The following is a 22000-nucleotide window of genomic DNA, read 5'->3' as shown; positions in this document are numbered from 1 at the left end:
GAACGCTGACATGGACTCGATGACCTGGTTGCCCATCGCCTGGTTCGCCGTCATCAGCTTCGGCGTCCTGATGTACGTCGTCCTCGACGGCTTCGTACTCGGTATTGGCATTCTCGCGCCCTTTGCCGAGGATGAAGAGCAGCTCGATGTGATGATGAACACCGCTGCCCCAATATGGGATGGCAACGAAACCTGGCTGGTGCTCGGCGGAGCCGGATTGCTAGCAGCGTTTCCAACAGCCTATGCAGCGCTTCTTTCGGCCCTGTACCTTCCAGTACTTCTGCTGCTTGTATCATTGGTTTTCCGGGGGGTCGCCTTTGAGTTCAGGTTCAAAGCCCATCGCTCCAAGAGGCTTTGGAGCGTGGCTTTCGGCCTTGGCTCGCTTCTGGCCGCGTTCTCTCAAGGAGTGATTCTTGGCACGGTGGTGCAAGGCGTGCCAATGACTGGTGACACCTACGCTGGCGGGCCATTCCTATGGTTCAGCCCCTTTGCCATGCTTACCGGAGCAGCCTTGGTTGCCGGCTACGCCTTGCTTGGAGGCACCTGGCTAATCTTGAAGACCGAGGGGCGAACCCACGCACTTGCCAGGCGCCTGACCCGCCCCCTGGTGGTCGCCGTGATCGTGGCCATGGGGCTCGTGAGCAGCTGGCTGCCGTTCCTTGATCTGCGACTAATGACTCGCTGGTTCAGTGACGGGAATTTCTGGTGGCTGTCCCCCGTCCCCCTTCTTACGCTCGCCGTGGCAGTGGCGCTGTGGCGCGCGGAGAAACGCCCCACTCATGATCTTGCCCCTTTCCTACTGAGCCTGTCGTTGTTTGTCCTGGGTTACCTAGGCCTCGTACTCGGCATGTGGCCGTACCTGCTCCCCCCGGCATTGACGATCTGGGATGCAGCAGCGCCAGTGTCGTCGCTTGGCTTCAGCCTGGTCGGCTTGGCGGTCATGCTTCCTGTCATCCTGGGCTACACCGCCTGGTCATACCGCGTTTTCCGCGGCAAGGTGAGTGCGAGCACGAGCTATCATTGAGCGTGATATGCCGCCCATTCGCCTGAAGTGGAGAATGGGCTCAACTAAAGCCCGGAAAGGGCGAGTGGGTTCGGTGGCGGCCGACTCATGAACTGAATGTCACTGGACTATCTTCAGCTAAGCCGAAGGTCAAATGCCACCGCCTCTGGCCCTCGACTTGACTCAATCAGTTAGCCAATACGCCCGGCCTCCCAGAATCGTGTATCGCCCTAAGACACACAGGATGTGATGAGTGGGGCCTTCAGCCGACCCTGAATCGTATGCCTTCGGATCGAACTGACTTGAAGGAAAGTCGATGATTCACGGTGAGGTGGTAGAAGAACGCCTCACACCAACGAAGTCGCCTAGAAAGAAGGACTACATCATGTATGGGGCCGCTACGAGATAGCCACCTGACAAGAGTGAGTGGGTCCCTTCCCGACAGCATGGGGCTAAGTAGCTCAACAGTAGAGCCTCTGGCCAACGTGCAAACCCACGGCCGTACGGATCTTAACCATAGGTGGAAGCCCTCCCGCTCAAGCCTACGCCTTTCAGCAAGCTCCGCTCTGAGCTGACGCCGGCGAACTTGGCGGGCTATCTCCAAGTGTGGCGAGTACTCCCCCTTGCCATGATAGGCAACCTTCAGGACGTAGCCCCGGGCCCTGGTAGGAATCGGTGAGTACGAAGCTCGAACACGCGCAAAGAAGTACCCCGCGAAAACGGCAGTTGCGACGAGAACAACATGAAGTTCGCTCGGGGCGATACGGTATCCACTCGCGGTGAAGAACTGGACGCAAACAAGTCCATCACAACCCGTAGGAATCAACGTTCGATACAACGTCGTCCCGGGAACATACAAGAGAAAAATGAAGCCATAGGCGCACCATTTCCAGCAATGAACTCGCTGATCCAGCACCGGCTCCCAACTGAGCTCTCTTTTGGGGCGGCGCAGAACGTAAGCGCCAATGAAGAGCAGCGAAGGAACGCCCAATAGCAGCAGCAGGTCGATGATCTTCTGAATTGAGTACATGGCAGGGTACTTAGAACGTCGCTCCGGAGCTCCTGGGCAAACGGGATGCCATCGACTGGATTCGTGGCCGGGACGACCCGCCAGGAGTCTGGACAGGGCTGTATCGGCCGCGCGACATGGAACTTGAACCACTGATTCGTCCATGCTCAATGGCCTACTCGCGCTCCTCGGCATAGCACGGCTCCCCAAAGAACCTAGAACACCGCTGGAGGAAGCGACGGGACTTTCACTCACAACTCCAGCGCAGCCACGGACAGCAGTGTGGCGATATCTGAAGATCAGATAGACGCGGACTCGCCTCGCTGCTATGCTGGTGAGCTAGGCGAGCGATCTGAGAGACAAGTGGCCTATGTTGTCACCCAACCGACCCTCATTTCGCATTGGCCAGAGTTGGACGATTTCGTTCGTTCAATCGGCCCGTTCTTAGCCTGCGCCTGGTGCGCACTGGAGCGCTCAAGGACCGTAAGCGGGCCTGTTGCCGCCGAGGGCTTGGCCTCAGCCGCACTCGATACGCTTGCCTCACTTCGCGTACTGCAGCGCATTCCCATCGCAGCCCCCAATTCCGGGGCGAGGTCCTTGTATGAGCCTCTGGCATGGACCTATCAGGCCGCTTGGTCACGTCAGGACGTGAGTCTGGAGGCCAGGTTGACCAGTACGCTTACCCGATGGGCTGCCGAATGCCCGTCCACTGCCAAACGGACCTTGGGAACCTCGCTCGCAGAGAGCGAAGCCCGTGCATACCTGGCCAACCTGCTACGCAAGTATCGGCTATCTCCCACGCTGGGCAATGGCCTGAGATCGACCCAGCTCCCGGAGTGGAATGCACTGAGCTTGGGACGCAAGAGGTATGTACTGTGGGCCGGCATGCGCAACGTTGCGTCGGAGTTCCTGAAAGCTGATCTGGACGAGGAGGCCGCCCGTCGGGTACTTGATCGAGAGATCAGCAGGAGATGCACTTGGCTCGTTAGCCGAGTTCAATCGGGAGCACTTGGCCCGACTGACTTTTGCTTCGTGCCAGGCCATGGCTGGCGTCAGCCGTTGATCTTGGACGTGGCAATGGAGACGTTTATCCCTCTGGGCAGACAGTACTGGCTGCAGCCAAGTAGCGACTGGAGGCTTTAGCGGATACTCTCCGCGCCGCGTCCACTAGTGGGCGCGCGACCCAGCGAATCCGGTGTCAGCGGTCGACTAGATCGCGTAGGTATCGGTGGCGCCAATAGCCAGGGCTGGCCTTGAACGACTGATGAGCTCGCCACGCGTTTGATCTGGAAGGGCAACTACGAGCGCAGTCCCTGTGCCCATTGCTGCAGGAAATCCTCCTGGACAGCGGTCTCGATGGCACCCGGCCTGACACGTCGCACCGAGCCAATGGCAGCCTGCGCTGTTCGCTCAGCCCCTGACTGCAGTAGAAGCATCGCTGCGACAGTGCCGGCTCGCCCCAGCCCACCCTTGCAGTGGACCACAATGCGCAGGCCCGAATGCAAACTCCGAACGAGCATTGACCCCAGTACTGGCCATCGTTCGAGCAACCTCTGGTCAGGTGCTGCGCCATCCGTGATTGGAAGGCCATGCCATGAGATGCCCTGCCCTTCAACCACTTGAGGCAAGCACTCGATCCGCAACTCACTGAACTCCCACGGCTCGAGTAGCGTGATCAGGTGGCTGGCTCCCCAACACTGAATCACAGAGACATCCACATCGATGTCTCTCGCCCATGCCCCCGTCATCGCAACTTCTTGGTACTTACCTGGCGCGAAGGTCACACCAATTGCCCCTCCCCTTTCGCCAACCGGGAGTTCCGCGATAGCTAAAGGGTGGGTCAAACTTGTTCGAATCATGTCGGATCTCCTGAACGACAGCCCATTCCTATGCAGCAACCGGCGCTGCTGGCTGGAAGAGCTGCACCCGCCAACCCACTCACTAAGCACACCAACTACAACGGAACAACCAATCGTTCCTTCAGCATCTCAAGGGCCACTTCCAGGCCGGCGTCATCCGCGTCATATGGAGCGCCGAACAAAGAGACCTCAATCCAATAGCGCTCCTGCCCCGGATGGATGTAGTCCGCGTGATCGTCCAGCAACAGCGCTGCACCCAGGATCGGAGACACATACCGGAGGTCCTTCGTTGCCCCTCCCCAGAATGTATATGGCAACTCAGCGAACCAGCCTGGCGCGCTCCCTTCCTCGACCAGCAGCCGCGAAATCCTGCGGAAAGCTGCCTCAGGGACCGTGGTGTAGATGACCAGATGCTCGAAGAGTTCATGAGCGACCTCAAGGAACTGATAAAGCCCTGGGCGTGGAATCTGGCTGACAGCATTTGAGATCAGCGTCCCCTCGAGATCGAGAGCAAGGATGGTCGGTCGCATTGAGCGCTAGGATCCTCATCAGCAGTTGGACACTTGGATCTGGAGCGTTCCGCGCTGCGCTTGGTCATCGGACGCAGTTGCGGAACGCCAATGAGTCAGATATCTGAGAACTTCTCGGCTTGCTTAAGCTGATTCTCCAGAGACTGGATCTTTTCCCTATAGTTGGCAGCTATGTAGGGCTTGTCATTGAAGTCCAAAGCCGTCTGAGGAATTAGTTCGAGCTCGACTCGCGTTGAAGACGCTTGTCGAATTGCCAGTGTCGACCACGCATCATCACCTTTTACGAAGCCAACATTGAAGCGCGCCGTGACGCCGCGGCTCGGCTTGAGGCCATCAATCGATCGGAAGTCGCTGTGCACCCGCGACTTTGCCGTGGGCTGAGCTTCGCCATTGATGTAGAGCGTCGCCGCCCAGCTGGCCTGGCTGAGCGCCAAAGTTGAGCTATTCGCAATTCGCGCCTCAATGACCGGCTTCGGGCCAAAGAAGCTGTCCTCGATCCGTAACGTTGCGCCACTCGCACGCACTCTTTCTAGTTCGGTGATCGTCGGCCGCTGCGCGTTGGCCTGCTCCTGCAGAGCAAGAATTTCTTTTGGATGGGCATCCCTAATCTGCTTGATGTGCCCCCTAACCACCTGTCTTATAGATGCATTCGGGTAGGCCTTGTTCAGCTCAGCCAGATCAAGGCCGGCAACGGCCCAGTTGAAGGCATCCCGCTCATGGGCACTCAGCTCGGCGTCAATTGCGTCAATCGACGCTCTGTATTGCTCCTGCGTGCCGTCAGTGACCAACTTCCTGTCTACTGGACCGCTGCAGGCGGCAACTAGGACCGTCAGAGCAAGCAGCAAGCCCTGCCTGCCCCAGCCAGCTGCGTCGCGTCGACGTTGTTCTTTGATCATGCCCTTCCCCTGTCAATGAGAAGCACAGGATATCTGGTTTTTAGATATCGGAGAACTGGATATAGCTTCTGAAGCCGCTCAACCAGGGTGCGGCCGTGGCCAAGACAATCCATCGCAAGGAATACGCCGCCCTGATTGAGACCGTCAGAGACGCGCGCTTGGCTGCTGGCCTTACCCAAGTACAAGTGTCCAGCAAGCTGGGGCGCAGCCAGTCGTTCATTAGCGATGTTGAGACAGGGAAGCGCAGGGTTGACGTCGTGGAGCTTAGGGACATAGCGCGCCTGACAGGCCTATCCCTGGGCAAGCTCATTGCCGACTTTGAGAAGCGACTCAAAGACTGACTTTACTGAGCTAAGGCTCAGTCTTCTTCAGATGCGTACCACTAGGCTCACGCCTAGTGCCCACCCCACTATCCCGCTCAACGAGCATGCGACCACTTTGAGCAAATGGCTTCTTGCCAGTTCTGGCTACACAGGACTGGCTGGTCAAGTGGTGGCCTCCAGCGCACCATCCGAGCTAGAAGGGAAAGCATTCATAAGCCCTGTCGGCGCGCTTGACTGACGATTCCTTCGCAATAAGAGGTTCAGCGCTTCAAGGAAATCCCTTTGGGGCGACCTCTTCGTACTGACCATAGCTTAAAAGGCTCGGCATGCATTGCAGAACCAGCATGCGCATCTCCCCGCAAGAACAGTGACCTCCACCGCGCGGCTAGCGTTGATACCTCTCCCTTGTTGACGCCACTTCAAGGTAACGAAAGATCCTGGAGGCGCATCTCACGGCTCATCAACCATGGGATGCGGATGCTCAACGTCAACCAGCATGTCGACAGAACGCATGAACTTCAGAAGCACTGCGCCCAGAGGCTTGATGCGGGTGTAAGGCGAGCTTCCGATGCTAGAAGTGGGCAGGACTTCCGCCACGCATGCCGCTACCGGACTGATTGGCGCAAACTGCTTGAGAGTTGCAACCTCGCCGTGACAAACATCCTCCGGCACGTCCAGCAGCCCAAGAAACAGGTCGTCAATTGCATCTTGAGTCGGCAAAGATCCGCCGAGCTCAGTCCCAGCCAGCTGCGCGAATGCTCCTTGCCTTGTCAGATCATTCACGAAAGCAAGATAGTGCGAGTGAAACCGGGCGAAGAATGTATCCACCCCACCTGTGCGAGGAGTCACCGGAAGCATGCACGGATAGTCATCTGCGAAGAATACCCCCTTCGCCGAATTGCTACTAAACGCGCTGGAATCCGTATTGCCAAGTGGAAACCCAACATCCTTTGGCAACAGCGATCCCCTACGAAGCCTGACCACCCGCTGCTCCATCAACAGCTGGATTGCCGTGCATGCGTCGGGGCGCAATCCCCAAACAGCACAAAAACGAATAATTGCCCAGCGTAGTGCATCCCGGACATCTACTGCAGTCTCGAGCCTACCGCTGTCTATAGCTAACAGATAGTTACACGCACACAGGCCTATCGCGTCCAAGGAGCCACCTTCGGCCACGTTGAACATGGACTCCAAGGCATCTACCCGACTTGGCGCATAGCTGCTGAGGCCAGGGAGATTGTGATGAGAAGCCACCAGGCGTTCGGTGATGGACGGCATCAGTAGCCCAAGACGCTCCATTAGTGATCGACGTACGCCCCGCAATTGCTCCGCAGTGGGAGCCTCTGTGCTGCAGATCATCCAGATCGGATGCTCGAAGGCCTCCTTTGCAGCCGCGAACGCTGGATCCCCATGCACCGAGTCAATCAAGTATCCACCAGGACCGCGTAGCTTCCCTGGATGATGCCCCTTGCTGAAGAACCGGTAGAAGGATCGGGGACGACCGTTGGCCGCTTGCGCGTGTATATCGAGCCCAACTCTAGGCAAGAGCAACTGATCAAGATCATCCCAGGTCAGTCGATCGCCATGCAGCCTTCGCACAACGCAGGCCCACACGCTATTGCGGACGACCAGCGCCACGTCTGTTGGAATCTTGCCACGAGGCATACTTATGGATCTTCTGAAGCGGGACTAAAGAATCCCCTAGAACTGGCTGCAATTGTGCATGATGGGGTCCAACGGTAGCTAGGAGTTGCGTCATGCCTATCCAGAATCCAGAAGCAGCAGTCTCCACCGAACTCAGTCGCGAGCTGCTAGAGCGGCATGGGGAGCTCATGGGCGGCAGCGACCTCCAGCGGAACCTTGGCTTTCCAAACGGCCGCACCTTCGGCCGAGCCGTCCAGCGTGAACTTTTGCCGGTTCGCACCTTTCCGCTGCCAGGTCGGCGGGGGTTGTTCGCCAAAACGCGAGATGTCGCTGAGTGGCTGAACTCGCTGTAATTCCTGAGCACGCGAGCTGAGGCCGAAGCCAAAAGGCCCGCACCACTTCTGATCTGCTGAAACTCACCTAGGCGCACAGTGCGCCCCTGAACGGCTTGACGCCAAAACTCCAGCTTCAAAGGAGGCATTTAGCCCCCCAGTTCATCAAATCTCCGACCCCGGAAATGAAATCGCCCCCGCAGCAACGGGGGCGATAGCCTCTCGCCGGAGCGAGAGGGGGTGAAGCTCTACGATAACGTATGTAGGCTCCCGCAATTCCGACTTCGTGTCAAGCGGCAAAGCTGCTTGAGCGGGCATCTGCGCGCTCCGACTGCCATCGTATGGCAATCGGCACGGCACCCCATGCCCGAAATCCCCAATGACCCTGCTGGCCATTGCCGCCAGTACCGAGCCTCATTCTCCGAGGCCAACCGGGAAGTCGATCGATGAAGATCCAACACTCAGCTGACCATGCATTGAGTCATCCCTCAATCGCGATTGCGCAGCGCCACTCCTCGACCATGCGAACTGCAGTCATCCACAAGGAGGCAGCATGAGCAACCACGCGACCAATCCCGTGAGCCCGTTCCAAGGCGTAGCGTCTGCACGCGCCTCCGACCCGCTCCACAATGGGAAGGATCGACCGCTGGCCCCCCGTGAACTAACCGCTGGCCAGATCAAGAGGGGGGACATCTTCACCTTCTTTAGCCCGAAAGAGAACCGGACGGTTACCGTACACGGCCCCCTGCAACTCGCGCTTCGACTGCAATTGGAGTTTGATCCATCAGTGGCGGCCGTGACCGAGAGGCCTCGGTCCATCCCGGTAGGACTTGACAGCATGGAACTCCATTTCTGGTTTCAGAGGCGCGGAGGCCAGGAGATCTATGCAAACGTCATTCCGAATTCGCAGACAGTACCCGGCGTGGATGGCAAGCGTCGTCCTCGCGAGCTGGACCGGCTTCGTTCAGCAGCCAAGGATGCAGGCATCTCTTTGTGGCTAATCACGGAGGACGAACTCAAGGCGCCCGGCGGCAGGAATGAGCTCTGCTACCAACTGCTCGGGTTCTGCCAGTCAGCCAAGGATCTGGGGAGCAGCCTGGCGTTGCGACAGGAAATCGCCGCGACCATCGAGCGAAGCGGCAGCATCAGTGCAGATGAACTCATCCATGAGCTCAGGCACCACCCTCGAACTCACATTCAGGGGGTCGTGGCTGAGTTGCTTCACGTCGGATTTCTGGCGACCGATGCATTTCCTCGAATGACGGGGCGATCAAGGATCTGGAGGGCCGACCCATGAGTTCCAAGTTCAATGCCGTCGACCTCGAGTCGATCCGGGCAACTCCAAGGCCAAATGGGATCGTACTTCCAGCTGATCAACAGTCGGAATTTCAAGCCCGCCTGTCAGCACTCACCAGCGTCCTTGATGGGGCAACCTTGGTCGACGCAGCCCTTCGATGGGGCGTGCCGCGAAATACCCTCTCTCGAATGATCCGGACCGCACTGCTCTTCGACGAGAGCGGTCATCGAGTCGGATACCGAGCCTGCATTCCCTATGCGCGATTCAGCGTGTCAGATCGCAACAACTCGGTCGTCCCCGATAGTTCACATCCGTTCGCCATAGATGCTGTCCTGCAAGCGATCCCCGAACTCGGCGATGCAGTCGCAAGATTCAAGGGCGCCTTGCCAACACAGTCCAAAAGGAGCCCCGCGTTCGACAGGCTGCATTCCCAGTTCGTGAAGGTGCTGACTGGGAAGGGCTTTCAGGCCATGTATCCGCTCAACATCCGTGACAAGGGAAGACGAGCACTGACCTCCCTCATAAAGCGCATCCGAGGCACAAAGAGCGAAAATGAGATGCTCTTGGCTGCGGATGAGCCTACTTCCACCCGAATCGAGAACCTACTCAGCATTCGGCCATTTGATCGAGTTGAGTACGACGAGCATTCCGTCGACATCGACGCATGGCTGGCCATGCCGATGGCGGACGGCTCATTCCGGCTAGAGAAGATTAGTCGGATCTGGCTACTGGCAGTTGTTGATGTCGGGAGTGGCGCCATCCTTGGTTGGGAAATGGTGCTTGGCCGGAAGTACGAGCAACACGATGTAGTCAGCCTGTTCGCGAAGATCATGAGCCCCTGGCAACCAAGGGATCTGAGCACGTCGAACTTGAGCTACTCGACTAGTGCATGGATGCCGTCGATCTACCTAGTGGATGAGGTAGTGATGAGAAGCGCAATGATCGCAATGGACAACGACTCATCCCATCACGCCAAGATGACAGTCCGAAATCTCATTGATCATCACAAGGGAATCCTGCACTTTGGACGATCCGGGATGGGCGAAGGTCGCCCCTACATCGAGGCTCTATTCAAGAAGATTGAGAATGGCCTGCTGCGCCACATCGCCGGCGGCTTTGCTCCCGCAACGCAAGTGAATGAGCGTCAAGTCACTACAAAGCTTGACGGGAAAGACCACCCCATTCTCCTGGAGGTCTTGAAAGACCTCATTGACACCTATGTTACCTCGCACAATGTGACGAGCCGGTCCACTCGCGAACCCAGGTCGCCCAAGCGAATCATTGATGAGCATCTGGCATCTGGGGAGTGGGTGTGGCATGCACCTGGCACCGAAGATGACGTGAGAAACATGACCGTTAGGCGGATGAAGGTGACCATCAGAGGCTCCAGAAGGAGTGGTGTACCTCCCCTCGTCTATCTCGACCACGCTAGGTACAGGTCACCAACACTGTCTGGACAGTGGCACCTGATTGGGCAGTCATTTGACGCAACCTACGAAGACTGGCGAGACATTCGCAAGCTGACCCTCTGGAGAGGCGGTAAGCGTGTACTCACACTTCACGCTCTCGCCCCATATGCGAGCGTGGCCCACACGCTGTCGATCAGGAAGCGCGCGGCACGCTGGGCGAAGAGCGACGCGTCACGGGAGCCCGGTAACTACTGTTTAGCCGACAACATTGAGGCCTATCACGCAGCCGTCCGATCGGCGGCCGCTGGCGTCAGGGACAGCGCCTCGCTCATGGCAGCTGGCGATGTGCCCAAGCCACCTTCCACGACCAACAGTCAGGGGCAAGGCTCTCCACTGATGGGAATCCGCAGGGCCACGTTCAACACGAGGCTCCGCTGATGAAGGCCCCGGCGAGCCTTGAGAACCACCCAATGCACGCGCGACATCGCCCCAATATCCAGACTCTCCCCTTACTGCGAATGGCATCTGGATTCGCCACGTGCCTGGAGTATGGGCGGCCGAGCCTGAGGATCATTGGCGATGGCCGGTGTGGGAAGTCAACTGCCACGCGAATACTTGAAACCACCACTTCTTGGCGACCATTTCCTATTGGATTCCTCCGGATGGTCGTCGGAAAACCGACTACCCCTAGCGAAGGCAACTTCTTCCGCGAGGTCATCCTTGGACTGGGCATGAGGGCAACAACCGTAGCCAGCCCACAGGATCTCCTCCTCAGGATCATCCGGGCAATTGAGCAGGAAGCCGCTAGAGCATCGGCCGACGTGGTCGTGATTGCGATCGATACGGCTGAGCAGCTCACGCTCAAGGACTACGCCCACCTTGCAAAGCTTCAGAACCACTTCCTCGGATCATCAGTGCAACCGTTCTTTCTCTTCATCCACCAGAGCAACAGCGTGATTGGAGGCGCAGACGATCTTAGTCAGCTGGCGCCGCCACATCTGTATGGCCGATTCTTTGTCGACAGCCATCCTTTTACCGGGCTTCTCTGGGACATCCCGACGGAGGACGCTGACGTGCAGGACGCATGTGATGTCGCCTTGGCATTTCGCCAGCTTGACCAAGTTATGAGGTGGCCGGACGAGGGAGGAAAGACCTACACCGAAGCATTCGCACCCTATGCTTACAGCGTTGGCTGGCGCCTTGAGAAGGAGACCGAAGCGATACGCGAACGAATTGAGAACCTTGCCAATCAAGGCAACTATCCCGTTCCCAAGGATTGGCTCATGGCCTCCTTCAACCAGTTTGTCTACCACCTACTCACCAAGATCGCTGCTGGGCGCAACGATTTCGAAGGGCTTACTACCCAGCACATTGATGAAGCTCTCCTGCGCAGCGCATACGCCGGCTTCGAAAGCTCAAGAAATAGGGCCGTAGGCAAATGAGGAGCGGCGCTCAGCTGGTCGGCGGCAACCTCCGACTTGTTCCATACCAATCGGCTTTTGGCTGCGTCGCGAGGCTATCGCGACTGAACCAGGCCAGGCGGGTCACGGAGTACTCACAACTCCTCGGAATCAAGCCAAACAGAAACATCAACCTGCTCTTGAGCCTGACGACCTCGCAAGTACAACAAGAGGCACTCTCTACAACCCTTGGGATCGAGACTCCGCCCGAGTGGGACTTGGCGGCGTGGTATCCGTTCATGACGGACGACCCGAGACTGCCCTCCCATCTCAGGTTGAGGTACTGCCTTCCTTGCATCAGACTCGGGTATCACACCACACTGCATCAGCTGCCCTGGATTTCCACGTGTCCCTGGCATGGCGTTCGCCTGCGCCAGAGTTGCCCACGATGCAATGGATTTCCGGTGACAGTCGCTGGCACGCCCACGAAGTTGCTCACCTGTGCGTGCGGCTTTGACCTTATGAATGAGTCGGCTTCCGCCTTGCAGAGACACCCCCACCCCAATGCCACGGCGTATCTACAGGCCTACCTCAACTGGTGTGCGGAGCAAAGGCGTACAAGTCGGCTGATCGTAACTCCAGGGGTACACGTTGATCCCAGCAGGATTTCCAGCCTTGTGGACCTTCCTCCTGGCCTGGCGCTACGCCAGGCCAGGAGGGTCTGCAACGCTAAAAGGTACAGGCTCACGACACACCCAGATCAACAATCACCACCAGCAGGCGCAGATACAGCACTACGTGCAAACCATACGGGCTCTGAGGACGACTCAGGCCCAATCCTCCGTTACATTGACCAGAATGCAGCCAGAGGTTCCCGACGAGGTCGATCAGATCAGGCCTTTAGCCCTCAAGGCGAGCGAGTCGCCGGAGCTCGGGATCAACCGGCTCCGGATGGATGGAGCAGCTACGCCGCGACCAGGCCAGGCGGGCGCTATCGAGTGATTCACCCCAACTATTTGAACTTCGTAGATGAGCTCCTGGGCAAATTCAGCCATTCCAGCCCGCAGCGGGTGAGCAACTCGGGATTGGGACTACGAGTGAGACTAGCGGTGCTCGCCCAGGGCTACGCGGACGGCATCCTCCTCTCGGAGCATGAGGGCAACTTGAGCGCGCTTCCGGAGCGTTATAGATCGCCCAGTCCCATTGCGCTTTTGGATACGAGCCATCCACACGAATTGCGCGTGGCGTTCGGATAACGCAACCCTAAGCAAAGGCATCGATCGCCCCACCCTAAACTTCTGACGCACAACTCAGCTGCCGAGATAGAGAAGCCGCCTGTTTGCACCTGGAAATGGGCGGCACCCATTTATTCGTAGCATTTGCCAACAACAGCAATCGAATCCACGCCAGGGCCAGGCGCCTTCAATCCGTGATGCTGATGCACCAGTCAATGCCAGATGGCGCCATCGGGCAGAGACTCTGGCTGGTCTACCATCAGTAGATAGTCAGGAGCAAGATGACGCTGAGGGTTCGGCGCCGCGCGATAGGCCTGAATGACGTACTGGACCAGCGGGACTTCCACCCCAAACCGAAGACCTTAGGTGCCCCGCATGTACTCCTCGCGCACCATCTGCCGTTGTGCGCCAGTCAGTTGCGGATACTGCCCACCGCTAGGATCACCGATGACGCGCTGTCCTGCCGCGTGCGGGCACCCGGGTTGACTTGGCGATAGGCGCCCCACACCACCGCCGTGGTCATCCAGCACCGCGCCGCACTCGCCGGCCTGGAGGGGACTTCGGCGGACACAACCTGCGCTCGGGCTTCATCACCGAAGGGGCGCACCAAGGCTTGGCGCTGCCCGCCCTGATGGCGAATACCGATCACCGCTCGGTGGCCAGCGCGGCTGGCTACTTCCAGCAGGGCGGCGCCCAGCACAACCCGGCCGCACGGCTGCTCGACGCGGATTGAGCCCGTCCCAGGCGCGCCGCGTCCCGGCACCCACCCACGCCCTTGAAACTGTGAAAGCCATCCCAATGTTGATCGGGAGCTATCAGCTTTCCGGCCCGTGATCGGGGAAGAGTCGCAGTTCCTGCGACAACGAGCCGGCAAGTTGGCAGCGGGGAAGTCGCAGTACCACCTCACCTATCCGCCGGTCGGCACGCGCCCGGCTTGGAGATCGATGCATGGGAACGCAGCACGTAGGCCATAGGGAGCTTGTCAATTTTGCCGACGATCGGGTCAATCTGCCACGCGATAAAGCCAATGAGCTACGCGCGCAGGCGCGTGGACTGAGAGAGCGTCTGGAGACCTACCTAGGGCAGCACCCGGATTTCACCCTTCGAAAGATGATCCTTTCGGGAAGTCTGGCAAAAGGCACCGCATTGCGGTCGCTCAACGACATTGACGTGGCCTGTTACATCAGTGGGGCAGACGCCCCCAAGGACATTGGGAGGCTGCTGGAGTACTTGGCAGAGCGGCTTCGAAAGGCTTATCCAAATTTCAAGCCCGAACAAGTCAAGCCCCAGACTTACTCCGTAACAGTCTCGTTCCAAGGTTCTGGGCTGGATGTGGACGTGGTGCCGATCCTCTATGACGGCGATCCTGACTGGTATGGCAACCTAGTCAGTCAGGATGATGGCTCGTTCTTGAGAACCAGCATTCCCCGGCACCTAGAGTTTGCCAAGCGGCGTAAACAATTGCAGCCTTCGGATTTTGTGCAGGTGGTGCGCTTGGTCAAGTTCTGGGCAAGGCGCATGAAGACGGAAGTTCCCGGCTTTCGTTTCAAGTCCTTCATGATCGAGATGATCCTGGCAAAGCTGTGCGATGAGGGGCGTGATTTCTCCAACTACCCCGAAGCGCTCCAGCACTTCTTCACCTACGTGGCGCAGAGCGGCCTTCGCGAACAAATCGCATTCCAGGATTACTACCCTACCGCCATTATCGCCGCCTTCTCCGAGCCTATGCAGATCATTGATCCGGTGAACGAGAAGAACAACGTGGCCAAATTGTACGGTCACGCGCAGGTCGATGCCATTGTCGAGGCGGCATTGGATGCCGGCGACGCGATTGATGCGGCACTGGCTGCACCGACCAAGCAGGAGACCGTGCGCTACTGGCAAAAGGTCTTCGGCTCTTCCTTCCAAGCGTGAGGGCCCTATGACTGGCAGCTACACACAATCAAGCACCAGCACCTTTACGATCACTCATGCCCGCCACATGGCAGCGAAATTGGCCGCCGACCTCAAGCGTATGCAGCGCTTCTATGGGGCGCCCAGCGATGACAGAATCGCCGCTTATGAGACCGAAGTGGTTGAATTGTTGAAGGCCGGCTATCTGGACACAGTCACCTACGGTTTCAAGCGGGGTGATAACTGGATCGAGCCCACACTGCGCTACACCGCAAAAGATCTTGCAGGCATGTCCGGAATCGATGACGATCCCGGCAAGCTCCGCCCAGGCGCAGATGTATCCGGGGCGAGCTTCTACAACTACCTGACGTATTCCTCTGCCTGGTTCACGCTGTCGGCTCCTCAGCGGGAGTCATTTGAAAAGTCGCTTCCATTTCAGCGTACCGGGGCAGCCGAGCCTGGTATCAGCGGAAGCCTGGTGTCTGACCGCAGCTACTCTGCGGGTGGCAAGGCACTCGACCGCCTCAGTGTCAGGAGCTACTAATGCACTCAAAGCCAACCCTTGACGAGTTGTTTGATCAACGTCGCATCTATCCGGACATCGACGCCCGCACCCGATTGGATCGGCTGATTGGCGTGGACGATCAGAAGGCTCGCTTGTCGAAGATTCTCGGCCTGCTAGTCCACCCAGCTGGCCTGGAATTGTGGGCCAAGCGCCATCACCCAGGTGCCGCAACGCTGCTTGATTCCGTACTGCGCCGACCTCCTTTGGTCATTCTTTCCGGTGACGTCGGCTCTGGCAAAACCGAATTGGCAGAGACTATCGGTGATGCCGTGGCGCGACAGGAGAAGATTGATATCACCTTGTTCCCGCTCAGCCTGGCCACCCGAGGCAAGGGACAGGTTGGCGAGATGACCCAGCTACTCACCACAGCGTTCGACTACGCGCTGGCAGAAGCGACCAAATTGCAAGGTCGCGGAAAAAGCACCGGAGGGGTCATCTTGCTGGTGGATGAGGCCGATGCGCTGACCCAGTCTCGGGAATCGGCGCAGATGCACCATGAGGATCGAGCAGGGGTCAATGCCTTCATCAGGGGTATCGATCGTCTGGCGCAGACGAAGGTGCCCGCCGCCGTGATCATGTGCACCAATCGCCTCAACGCGCTGGATCCGGCCGTACGCCGTCGCGCCGCTGACATTTTGACCTTCAACCGTCCTGATTCAGCTCAGCGACGCTACGTCCTGGAACACCAGTTGCGACCGCTGGGTCTATCCTCCGTGCAGATCGAAGGGCTGGTAGAGGCCACTGGAGCGAAGGATGGACAAGAGGTCGGCTTCACCTACTCTGACATCACACAGCGGTTGATCCCCTCGATCGTACTAGATGCTTATCCAGACCGATCGATTGAGAGCAAACGCGCGCTTGAGATTGCTCGCCCAATGCAGCCAACGCCGGCGTTTCAGGATCATGGCTGAGATGCCTTCCCAGCACGCGCCGGGGCGCCGCTGACACTGTTTCGTGTGGCACAGCTGGCTGCCCCACCCCAGTCGCTGCTATTTCACATTGTTGACCAGGCAAGCGCCTGCTGCTGAGTGTATGGAGGTCCCAAGATGTCCCAATGGTCACTTTCACAGCTGCTTTCTTCATTGCATGAGGATGTTCAGCTGCGCCTTGCCACTGTCCGGAAGACGTTCAATCACCCAGGGTCCAAGGGGGATGCCAGTGAGAACGTGTGGATCAGCTTGCTGGATACCTACCTACCAAAGCGCTATCAAGCTGCGAAGGCACACGTGGTGGATAGTCAAGGAAATTTCAGCCAGCAGATTGATGTGGTGATTTTCGATCGGCAGTATTCACCGTTTATTTTCACCTACGAGGGTGAAATCATTGTTCCTGCCGAGAGCGTCTATGCGGTGTTCGAAGCCAAGCAGACAGCGAATGCAGAGCTGGTGGCGTACGCCCAGCAGAAGGTGGCAAGCGTTCGACAGTTGCAGCGCACTAGCCTGCCAATCCCGCACGCGGGTGGGGTCTATCCGCCAAAGGCCTTGATGCCAATTCTTGGCGGGCTGCTGACCTTTGAAAGTGACTGGAGTCCAGCGCTTGGGCCCTCCCTGGAAAGGGCACTGACCGCCAATCCCGGCGACGGGCGCTTGGACCTTGGCTGCGTTGCTGCGCATGGTCACTTCTTCTTTGACCATTCCAAGGATCGCTATCTCTTTGTGAATGAGAACAAGCCCGCGACGGCGTTCCTCTTCAAACTCATCGCCCAACTTCAGTTCAGTGGGACCGTACCGATGATTGATGTTGAGGCTTACGGCCAGTGGCTGACGAAGTGATGGCTTGGTCATGGCAGCTGTTGGGCGCGACATGAGGCATGCCTGCCCGGGTACTCCGCGCTGTTTAGCGAGGAAGCTTGCCTGAGGGAGACGCCTCTAGGCTTCACGCGCTTCGTGCCCAGCTCGAGGTGCACCGAGTGAGGTCGCTGCCTTCCGGCCCGGAGCACGGATGTTTCAACTTGGGGCGTCGCGCGATTAGCTTGTGCACAATCAGCGTCAGCGGGCCAGCGCGAGGCTGGCTGAATCTCTAGCGATGCCGCGACTATCCCTTCCTCCGAGTCCGAGTCCGAGCCCCACCTCGACCACGTGGCGGGGCCGACCTAAAGGAAGAGGTTCGCAACCTCCAATGGCCACCTCGACTGCTGCGAGAGCGGCTCGGCCACAATCATCGATAGCCTGCCGGACAAGAGCATTCCAGTCCCCACAGCATTGATTACGCTCGTTTGAACTACGCCGCCGGGCACAGCCGCTCCATTGGCTTTGCCTCAAATTAGAAGCCGTGCATTGGCGCCGCACCAAATTCATGCACTAGCGTTGTGCAATGTCCAACTACACAGCATTGGCGCGCGCGCGATTGTGGTGCAACACCGCATCGATCCATTGATTAATCAATGAGATACAGAATCATAGTTTTGCGCGTGCAACACGCCGGCCTGATTGTCAGTGATTCGATCACTGCCAACCGCCCTTTGGGCTTCCCTCAACCTCTGCAGGAATGGCAAAGGATCTTGCGGATCTGACAGTGGCCGGTAAATACGGCTTTGCGGGCGTAGTTTTGCCGCTGATCTTGCCGTGGCTGCACGCCAGCCTGGCAAGAGCGCTTTCGCCGATTCGGCACCAACGACCGAGACCTCAGGAGCGCGTTCTGGCACCCCAGCCGTAGCCACTCACTGGTCGTGACGCGTCACGCTATTCGGCTCGTTCCATGCCGGCGAGCTCCATGCCATCTAGGCGCGGGCCCGCGTCGATGCGCTGAGGATGAGGGACATCCTTAGGAACTGTGCAGCCAGCCTCGGCTGGATATCGCCGGCCACGTGCGACCAACGCATCGCATCACAGGAACCTGTGCATCACAAAGACATCCACCAAGCCCAGCGTCCCATGCCGGAACGCCTTCGGTAGCGTTCCCACCACATCGAACCCCAGCTTCCGGTACAGCGCCACCGCTGGGCGATTGGTACTGACTACGTAATTGAACTGCATGGCCAGGAATCCTTCCGCCCTCGCCCGTTCCAGACTGTGTTCCACCAAGGCCCGGCCCACGCCCTGCCCCTGTGCCAACACATCCACCACATACGTGGCGCTCGCCACATGCGCCCCCAGATCAGGGAAGTTCGGGCCCATCTTGTACATGCCCACCAGCCGACCCTGCTGAACGGCCACATAAGGTGTCTGCCGCAGGAGCCAATGCGCGCGAAACGTTTCGACTTCAAAAGAGCCAGCAAAGGGCAGCGCATCCTGCGTCGCAATGGCTTGCTTGAACATGCCCCACATCACGTCGAAATCGCCTGCACGGGCGGGCCGGATCTCCATGCGTCTCCTGCAGATCTGTGGTCGTGACCAGGCTGGACACTACCAGAATCCGGCACCTGCCCCGTAGCCGCTTCACGCGCCACCGCCATCGGCTCCGCAATAGTTGTGGGAATTCCGGCCCTCAGAGCAGTAGATGCCTCCTGTTTCCGTGCACATCCCGCACCGGCTTCGACGGTGGCGCGTTCCTGCCTACGTCCTGCTGGGCGTCTACCTGCTGTACCTGCTGGCCGGCAACATCTTCCTCAATACCCCGTTGTTCGATCAGGTCACCAACCGCAAGCCGCGCAAGTTCGTGATGACCACCGGCCCGGCCATCACGCTGCTGCCCGGCCATGTCATCGCCTGGAACGTGCACATGCGCGGCCACGTGAACCACACGGTCTACGCGCTGCATGCCGAGCGCGCCAGCGCCCGGTTGGCGGTGCTGCCCCTGTTCCAGCGCGAGGTGCGGGTTCCGCGCTTGCAGGCGACGGGGGTTTCCGCCGAGATCAGCCGCGTCGAAGAAGCCATCCCGCCACCGCCGCGCAGTGACCGCGGCTGGACCCTGCGTTTCGACGCCATCCACAGCGACAGCATCCGCAGCGCACGCTTTGGCAAGCTGCTGATCATCGGCAAGGGCCACGGCACGGTGGGCTTCCTCAAGCAGCTACGCGGCGGGCCGTCGGAGCTCTTCGAATCCGAGGTGGCGTTCAGCGATGCGGACACCAGTTTTGACGGCGTGCAGCTGTTGGGCGACATGGATCTCACCGCGCGCTTCAGCTATCCGCGCCACTATCGGGACCAGGCACCTGGTCTGGCCAAGCTGAAGCTGCTGCATGCCCAGCTCGAGGTCGACGCCCGCAGCCAGGGCCTGCGCATGGACACGGATGCCACAACGCCGAAGATCTCCAGCGCGCCCATACCCGGACGCCTGCAACTGGCGCTGCACCTGATCGACGGCCAGCTGCAGCCCGGGGACCGCGCAATCTGGCAGGTGCCGCTCTACCTGGGTGACGGCGCCCCCGACCGCGGCGTGCTGGCCCTGCAGCTCAATGTGGCCAACGACCTGCGCCTGCAGGCCCGCCTGCCGCCCAAACCCGGCTCAGGCAGCGAAGTGGATGCCGATCTGCACGTCAGTGGCCGCGACGTCCCCTTCCGGCAGCCCGCACAGCTGCTGGACCGCAGTTCGGGCACAGTGCGCGGCGAATGGACGTTCACTTCGCTCAACTGGATCCCTGCCCTGTTCGTCCGCAAGCCGTGGCTGCAGCTGGACGGAGGCGGCACGCTGAGAGCCGATCTGCGCCTGCGCAACGGCGAACTGATCGAAGGCAGCACTGTGGACATCCCGGCGGCCGCGGCCGTGGCCGAGGTCGCCGGCGTCCGCTTGGCGGGCACGGCCAGTGCCCATGGCGTATTGAAGGCCGGCAGCCCCAGCCAGGCACAGCTGGCTGTCCGGCTGCCACGATTCACTGCGCAGCCAACCGATGCCAAGGGCGTGCGCCTGTTCGACGGCCGTGACCTGGCCCTGGACCTGGCCGGCGATGGCCGCCTGCAGGAGTTGCGCAAAGGGGTACGCGCGCAGCTGCGCTTCAGTGAAGCCACCATCCCTGATCTGACGGCCTACAACCGCTACCTCGGCTCGCCGCAGGTGCGGCTGCTTCAAGGCACCGGCAGCCTGAGCGGCGATGCCACGCTCGACACCGATGGACGCGTCGGTCATGGCACGGCCCGGCTGTTTGCGCGCAACGCCAGTGCCAAGGTGGCGGGACTGGAAATGGGCGGCGATATCGGCGTGAACGCGACCCTGCGCCGCGGTGACTTCAATGAACGTCATTTCGATCTCTCCGGCACCACCGTGGAGCTGCGCAATGTGCAGGTGGCCGGTACAGAGCGCCCAAGTGCATGGAAGGGCCGCGTGGCCTTCAAGCGTGGCCGCATCGATGCGCAGTCGCCCTTTCAGGTCGATGCCACCACGGATCTGGATCTCAGCGACGCCCGTCCGTTGCTTGCACTGTTCGCAGAGCGCACCGACTACCCGCGCTGGACCTTGTCGCTGCTGGATTCCGGACAGGTACAGGCACAGGCAACGCTGCGCTGGCGCCCAGGCCATCTGGTCATCGATGGACTGCAGGCCGAGAACGATCGCCTGTCGGTACGCGCGCGGCTGGATCTGCTCGACCAGCGCAAGCGCGGGGACCTGTATCTGCGCTGGGGGCTGCTGGGTGCGGGCATCGAGCTGGACGGTGACCAGCGCCAGTGGCACCTGGCCAAGGCACGCGAGTGGTTTGATCAGCGGCCTTCCCTGCTGCCAGCGAGCCAGGGAACGGGCGCCGCAGGTTCATCGGACTGAAGGCTGGCGGCCTGCATCCATTTGCGGCCTCAGTGCGTAGACGGAATCAAGCGCATCATGGAGCTGCACGGTATGAAGCGGAGTTCACAGGTTTTCGGGCTTCTGGGATGGATGGCGATCACCTTCATCGCGGCCACTCTGGGGGCGTGGGCGTCGGCATCCGCGGCAAGCTTCTACACCACCCTGGCCCTTCCCCCGTGGGCACCACCGGCCAGTGTCTTCGGTCCGGTGTGGACCTTGCTCTACGCCATGATGTCCATTGCCGCCTGGCTGGTCTGGCGCGAACGCGGCTGGCGTGGAGCACGACCGGCGCTGATGCTCTACCTGGTGCAGCTTGCCGTCAATGCGCTGTGGAGCTGGCTGTTCTTCGGCTGGAAGCTGGGCGCCTTGGCCTTCGCCGACATTCTTGTACTGATTGCGCTGGTATGCGCAACAACCGTCGCGTTTGCGCGCGTCCGTCCGATTGCGGCGGCACTGCTGCTTCCCTATCTGGCCTGGATCTCGTTCGCTTCAGCGCTCAACTTCGCGGTATGGCGAGCCAATCCCGGGCTGCTGTGACCTCTGCCGGTCACGCCTGGGCCGCGGCCTGCCGGTGCCAGCTCCGCAGCAGGGCCGGCTTGAAGGCCTGCTGTCCGCAGCCGGTGGGGCATCGCACCACCCGCGCCGCAGTATGGCTGACCAGGCCCTGCCCTTCCTCTGCCTTGAAGATCGTCTCGCAGGACAGGCAACGGGCCACCAGCGAGTACAGATGCAGCAACCGGCCACTGGCAGGGTCCTGCAGCGCATCCACATCCAGCAGTTCGAACTGGCAGCTGTCAGGCAGCACGCGATACGGGGGCAAGGGCACGGTCTGCAGATTCACGGGGCGGTCGCTCAGGGAAGTGGACCCACCCTAGGCAATGACCTGTCGAGCTGATGTGCAGCGCAGATGTACTCTTCGCGAAAACTGCAAGTGTTCGACCTGGTCTTTA

General features: G+C 59.6%; 18 protein-coding genes and 1 pseudogene. 13 read left to right on the top strand and 6 right to left on the bottom strand.

The window, feature by feature from the left end; translation table 11 throughout:
- Window positions 1-10: 10 nt before the first annotated feature.
- The gene (cydB, locus tag AC5P6A_RS03985) at window positions 11-1024 is read left to right on the top strand and encodes a cytochrome d ubiquinol oxidase subunit II (protein WP_017354501.1); all 1014 of its coding nucleotides are present in this window, start codon (window positions 11-13) and stop codon (window positions 1022-1024) included.
- Window positions 1025-3310: 2286 nt separating this feature from the next.
- On the opposite strand, the gene AC5P6A_RS03980 is transcribed toward cydB, so the two are convergent.
- The 3 genes from AC5P6A_RS03980 to AC5P6A_RS03970 all read right to left on the bottom strand — a co-directional run bounded on the left by AC5P6A_RS03980 (window position 3311) and on the right by AC5P6A_RS03970 (window position 5297).
- A complete protein-coding gene (locus tag AC5P6A_RS03980) occupies window positions 3311-3760 on the bottom strand; it encodes a phosphatase domain-containing protein (RefSeq protein WP_017354502.1) in 450 nt (149 codons plus the stop codon).
- 206 nt (window positions 3761-3966) lie between these two features.
- Entirely contained in the window at window positions 3967-4401 is a 435-nt protein-coding gene (locus AC5P6A_RS03975; RefSeq protein WP_017354503.1) for an NIF family HAD-type phosphatase, read from the bottom strand.
- A 95-nt stretch (window positions 4402-4496) separates the two neighbouring features.
- Window positions 4497-5297 (bottom strand): hypothetical protein, encoded by an 801-nt coding sequence (locus AC5P6A_RS03970; RefSeq protein ID WP_017354504.1) that lies wholly within the window; start codon window positions 5295-5297, stop codon window positions 4497-4499.
- A gap of 95 nt (window positions 5298-5392) precedes the next feature.
- Between AC5P6A_RS03970 and AC5P6A_RS03965 the strand changes: the two genes are divergently transcribed.
- Complete coding sequence (locus AC5P6A_RS03965; protein WP_017354505.1) at window positions 5393-5638, top strand: helix-turn-helix domain-containing protein; 246 nt, start codon at window positions 5393-5395, stop codon at window positions 5636-5638.
- Between the two features lie 432 nt (window positions 5639-6070).
- Here AC5P6A_RS03965 and AC5P6A_RS03960 read toward each other — a convergent pair whose 3' ends face one another.
- A complete protein-coding gene (locus AC5P6A_RS03960) occupies window positions 6071-7258 on the bottom strand; it encodes a hypothetical protein (protein ID WP_146257381.1) in 1188 nt (395 codons plus the stop codon).
- A 119-nt stretch (window positions 7259-7377) separates the two neighbouring features.
- On the opposite strand from AC5P6A_RS03960, the gene AC5P6A_RS03955 reads away from it, so the two are divergent.
- From AC5P6A_RS03955 to AC5P6A_RS03915, 9 genes and pseudogenes are all read left to right on the top strand, one after another.
- On the top strand, window positions 7378-7617 hold the full coding sequence (locus AC5P6A_RS03955) for a hypothetical protein (RefSeq protein ID WP_049399270.1): 240 nt from the start codon (window positions 7378-7380) through the stop codon (window positions 7615-7617).
- Between the two features lie 532 nt (window positions 7618-8149).
- A complete protein-coding gene (locus AC5P6A_RS03950) occupies window positions 8150-8893 on the top strand; it encodes a hypothetical protein (protein ID WP_017354507.1) in 744 nt (247 codons plus the stop codon).
- Window positions 8890-10740, top strand: a complete 1851-nt coding sequence (locus tag AC5P6A_RS03945) for a hypothetical protein (RefSeq protein ID WP_049399271.1) — start codon at window positions 8890-8892, stop codon at window positions 10738-10740. Before AC5P6A_RS03950 ends, AC5P6A_RS03945 begins: the two co-directional genes overlap by 4 nt.
- Window positions 10740-11744 (top strand): ATP-binding protein, encoded by a 1005-nt coding sequence (locus AC5P6A_RS03940; protein WP_332840906.1) that lies wholly within the window; start codon window positions 10740-10742, stop codon window positions 11742-11744. The genes AC5P6A_RS03945 and AC5P6A_RS03940 overlap by 1 nt, the downstream gene beginning before the upstream one ends.
- A 1717-nt stretch (window positions 11745-13461) precedes the next feature.
- Window positions 13462-13670 (top strand): annotated as a pseudogene (locus AC5P6A_RS03935) (integrase); the annotation flags it as partial.
- 215 nt (window positions 13671-13885) lie between these two features.
- Window positions 13886-14851 (top strand): CBASS oligonucleotide cyclase, encoded by a 966-nt coding sequence (locus tag AC5P6A_RS03930; protein ID WP_026070609.1) that lies wholly within the window; start codon window positions 13886-13888, stop codon window positions 14849-14851.
- A 7-nt stretch (window positions 14852-14858) separates the two neighbouring features.
- Window positions 14859-15374 carry an HORMA-1 domain-containing protein gene (locus AC5P6A_RS03925; protein WP_026070608.1) on the top strand — a complete coding sequence of 172 codons (516 nt, stop codon included), beginning with the start codon at window positions 14859-14861 and terminating at the stop codon, window positions 15372-15374.
- Window positions 15374-16306, top strand: coding sequence for an AAA family ATPase (locus tag AC5P6A_RS03920; RefSeq protein ID WP_017355006.1), 933 nt, complete (start codon window positions 15374-15376; stop codon window positions 16304-16306). The genes AC5P6A_RS03925 and AC5P6A_RS03920 overlap by 1 nt, the downstream gene beginning before the upstream one ends.
- Before the next feature lie 135 nt (window positions 16307-16441).
- Window positions 16442-17167: a DUF6602 domain-containing protein gene (locus tag AC5P6A_RS03915; RefSeq protein WP_026070607.1), complete on the top strand. Its 726-nt coding sequence runs from the start codon at window positions 16442-16444 to the stop codon at window positions 17165-17167.
- 1053 nt (window positions 17168-18220) lie between these two features.
- Here AC5P6A_RS03915 and AC5P6A_RS03910 read toward each other — a convergent pair.
- Window positions 18221-18700, bottom strand: coding sequence for a GNAT family N-acetyltransferase (locus AC5P6A_RS03910; protein WP_346714823.1), 480 nt, complete (start codon window positions 18698-18700; stop codon window positions 18221-18223).
- A gap of 133 nt (window positions 18701-18833) precedes the next feature.
- Here AC5P6A_RS03910 and AC5P6A_RS03905 point away from each other — a divergent pair, with 133 nt between their 5' ends.
- Window positions 18834-21029 (top strand): AsmA family protein, encoded by a 2196-nt coding sequence (locus AC5P6A_RS03905; RefSeq protein WP_495222238.1) that lies wholly within the window; start codon window positions 18834-18836, stop codon window positions 21027-21029.
- A gap of 72 nt (window positions 21030-21101) precedes the next feature.
- Window positions 21102-21587 carry a TspO/MBR family protein gene (locus tag AC5P6A_RS03900; protein WP_031269081.1) on the top strand — a complete coding sequence of 162 codons (486 nt, stop codon included), beginning with the start codon at window positions 21102-21104 and terminating at the stop codon, window positions 21585-21587.
- Between the two features lie 10 nt (window positions 21588-21597).
- On the opposite strand, the gene AC5P6A_RS03895 is transcribed toward AC5P6A_RS03900, so the two are convergent.
- Window positions 21598-21891, bottom strand: a complete 294-nt coding sequence (locus AC5P6A_RS03895) for a hypothetical protein (protein ID WP_346714821.1) — start codon at window positions 21889-21891, stop codon at window positions 21598-21600.
- Window positions 21892-22000 lie beyond the last annotated feature (109 nt).

This window comes from Stenotrophomonas sp. YJH_SMC_20, from assembly GCF_059367845.1.
The sequence above is the reverse complement of the archived record's forward strand: the minus strand, read 5'-3'. Positions and strand labels throughout refer to the sequence as shown.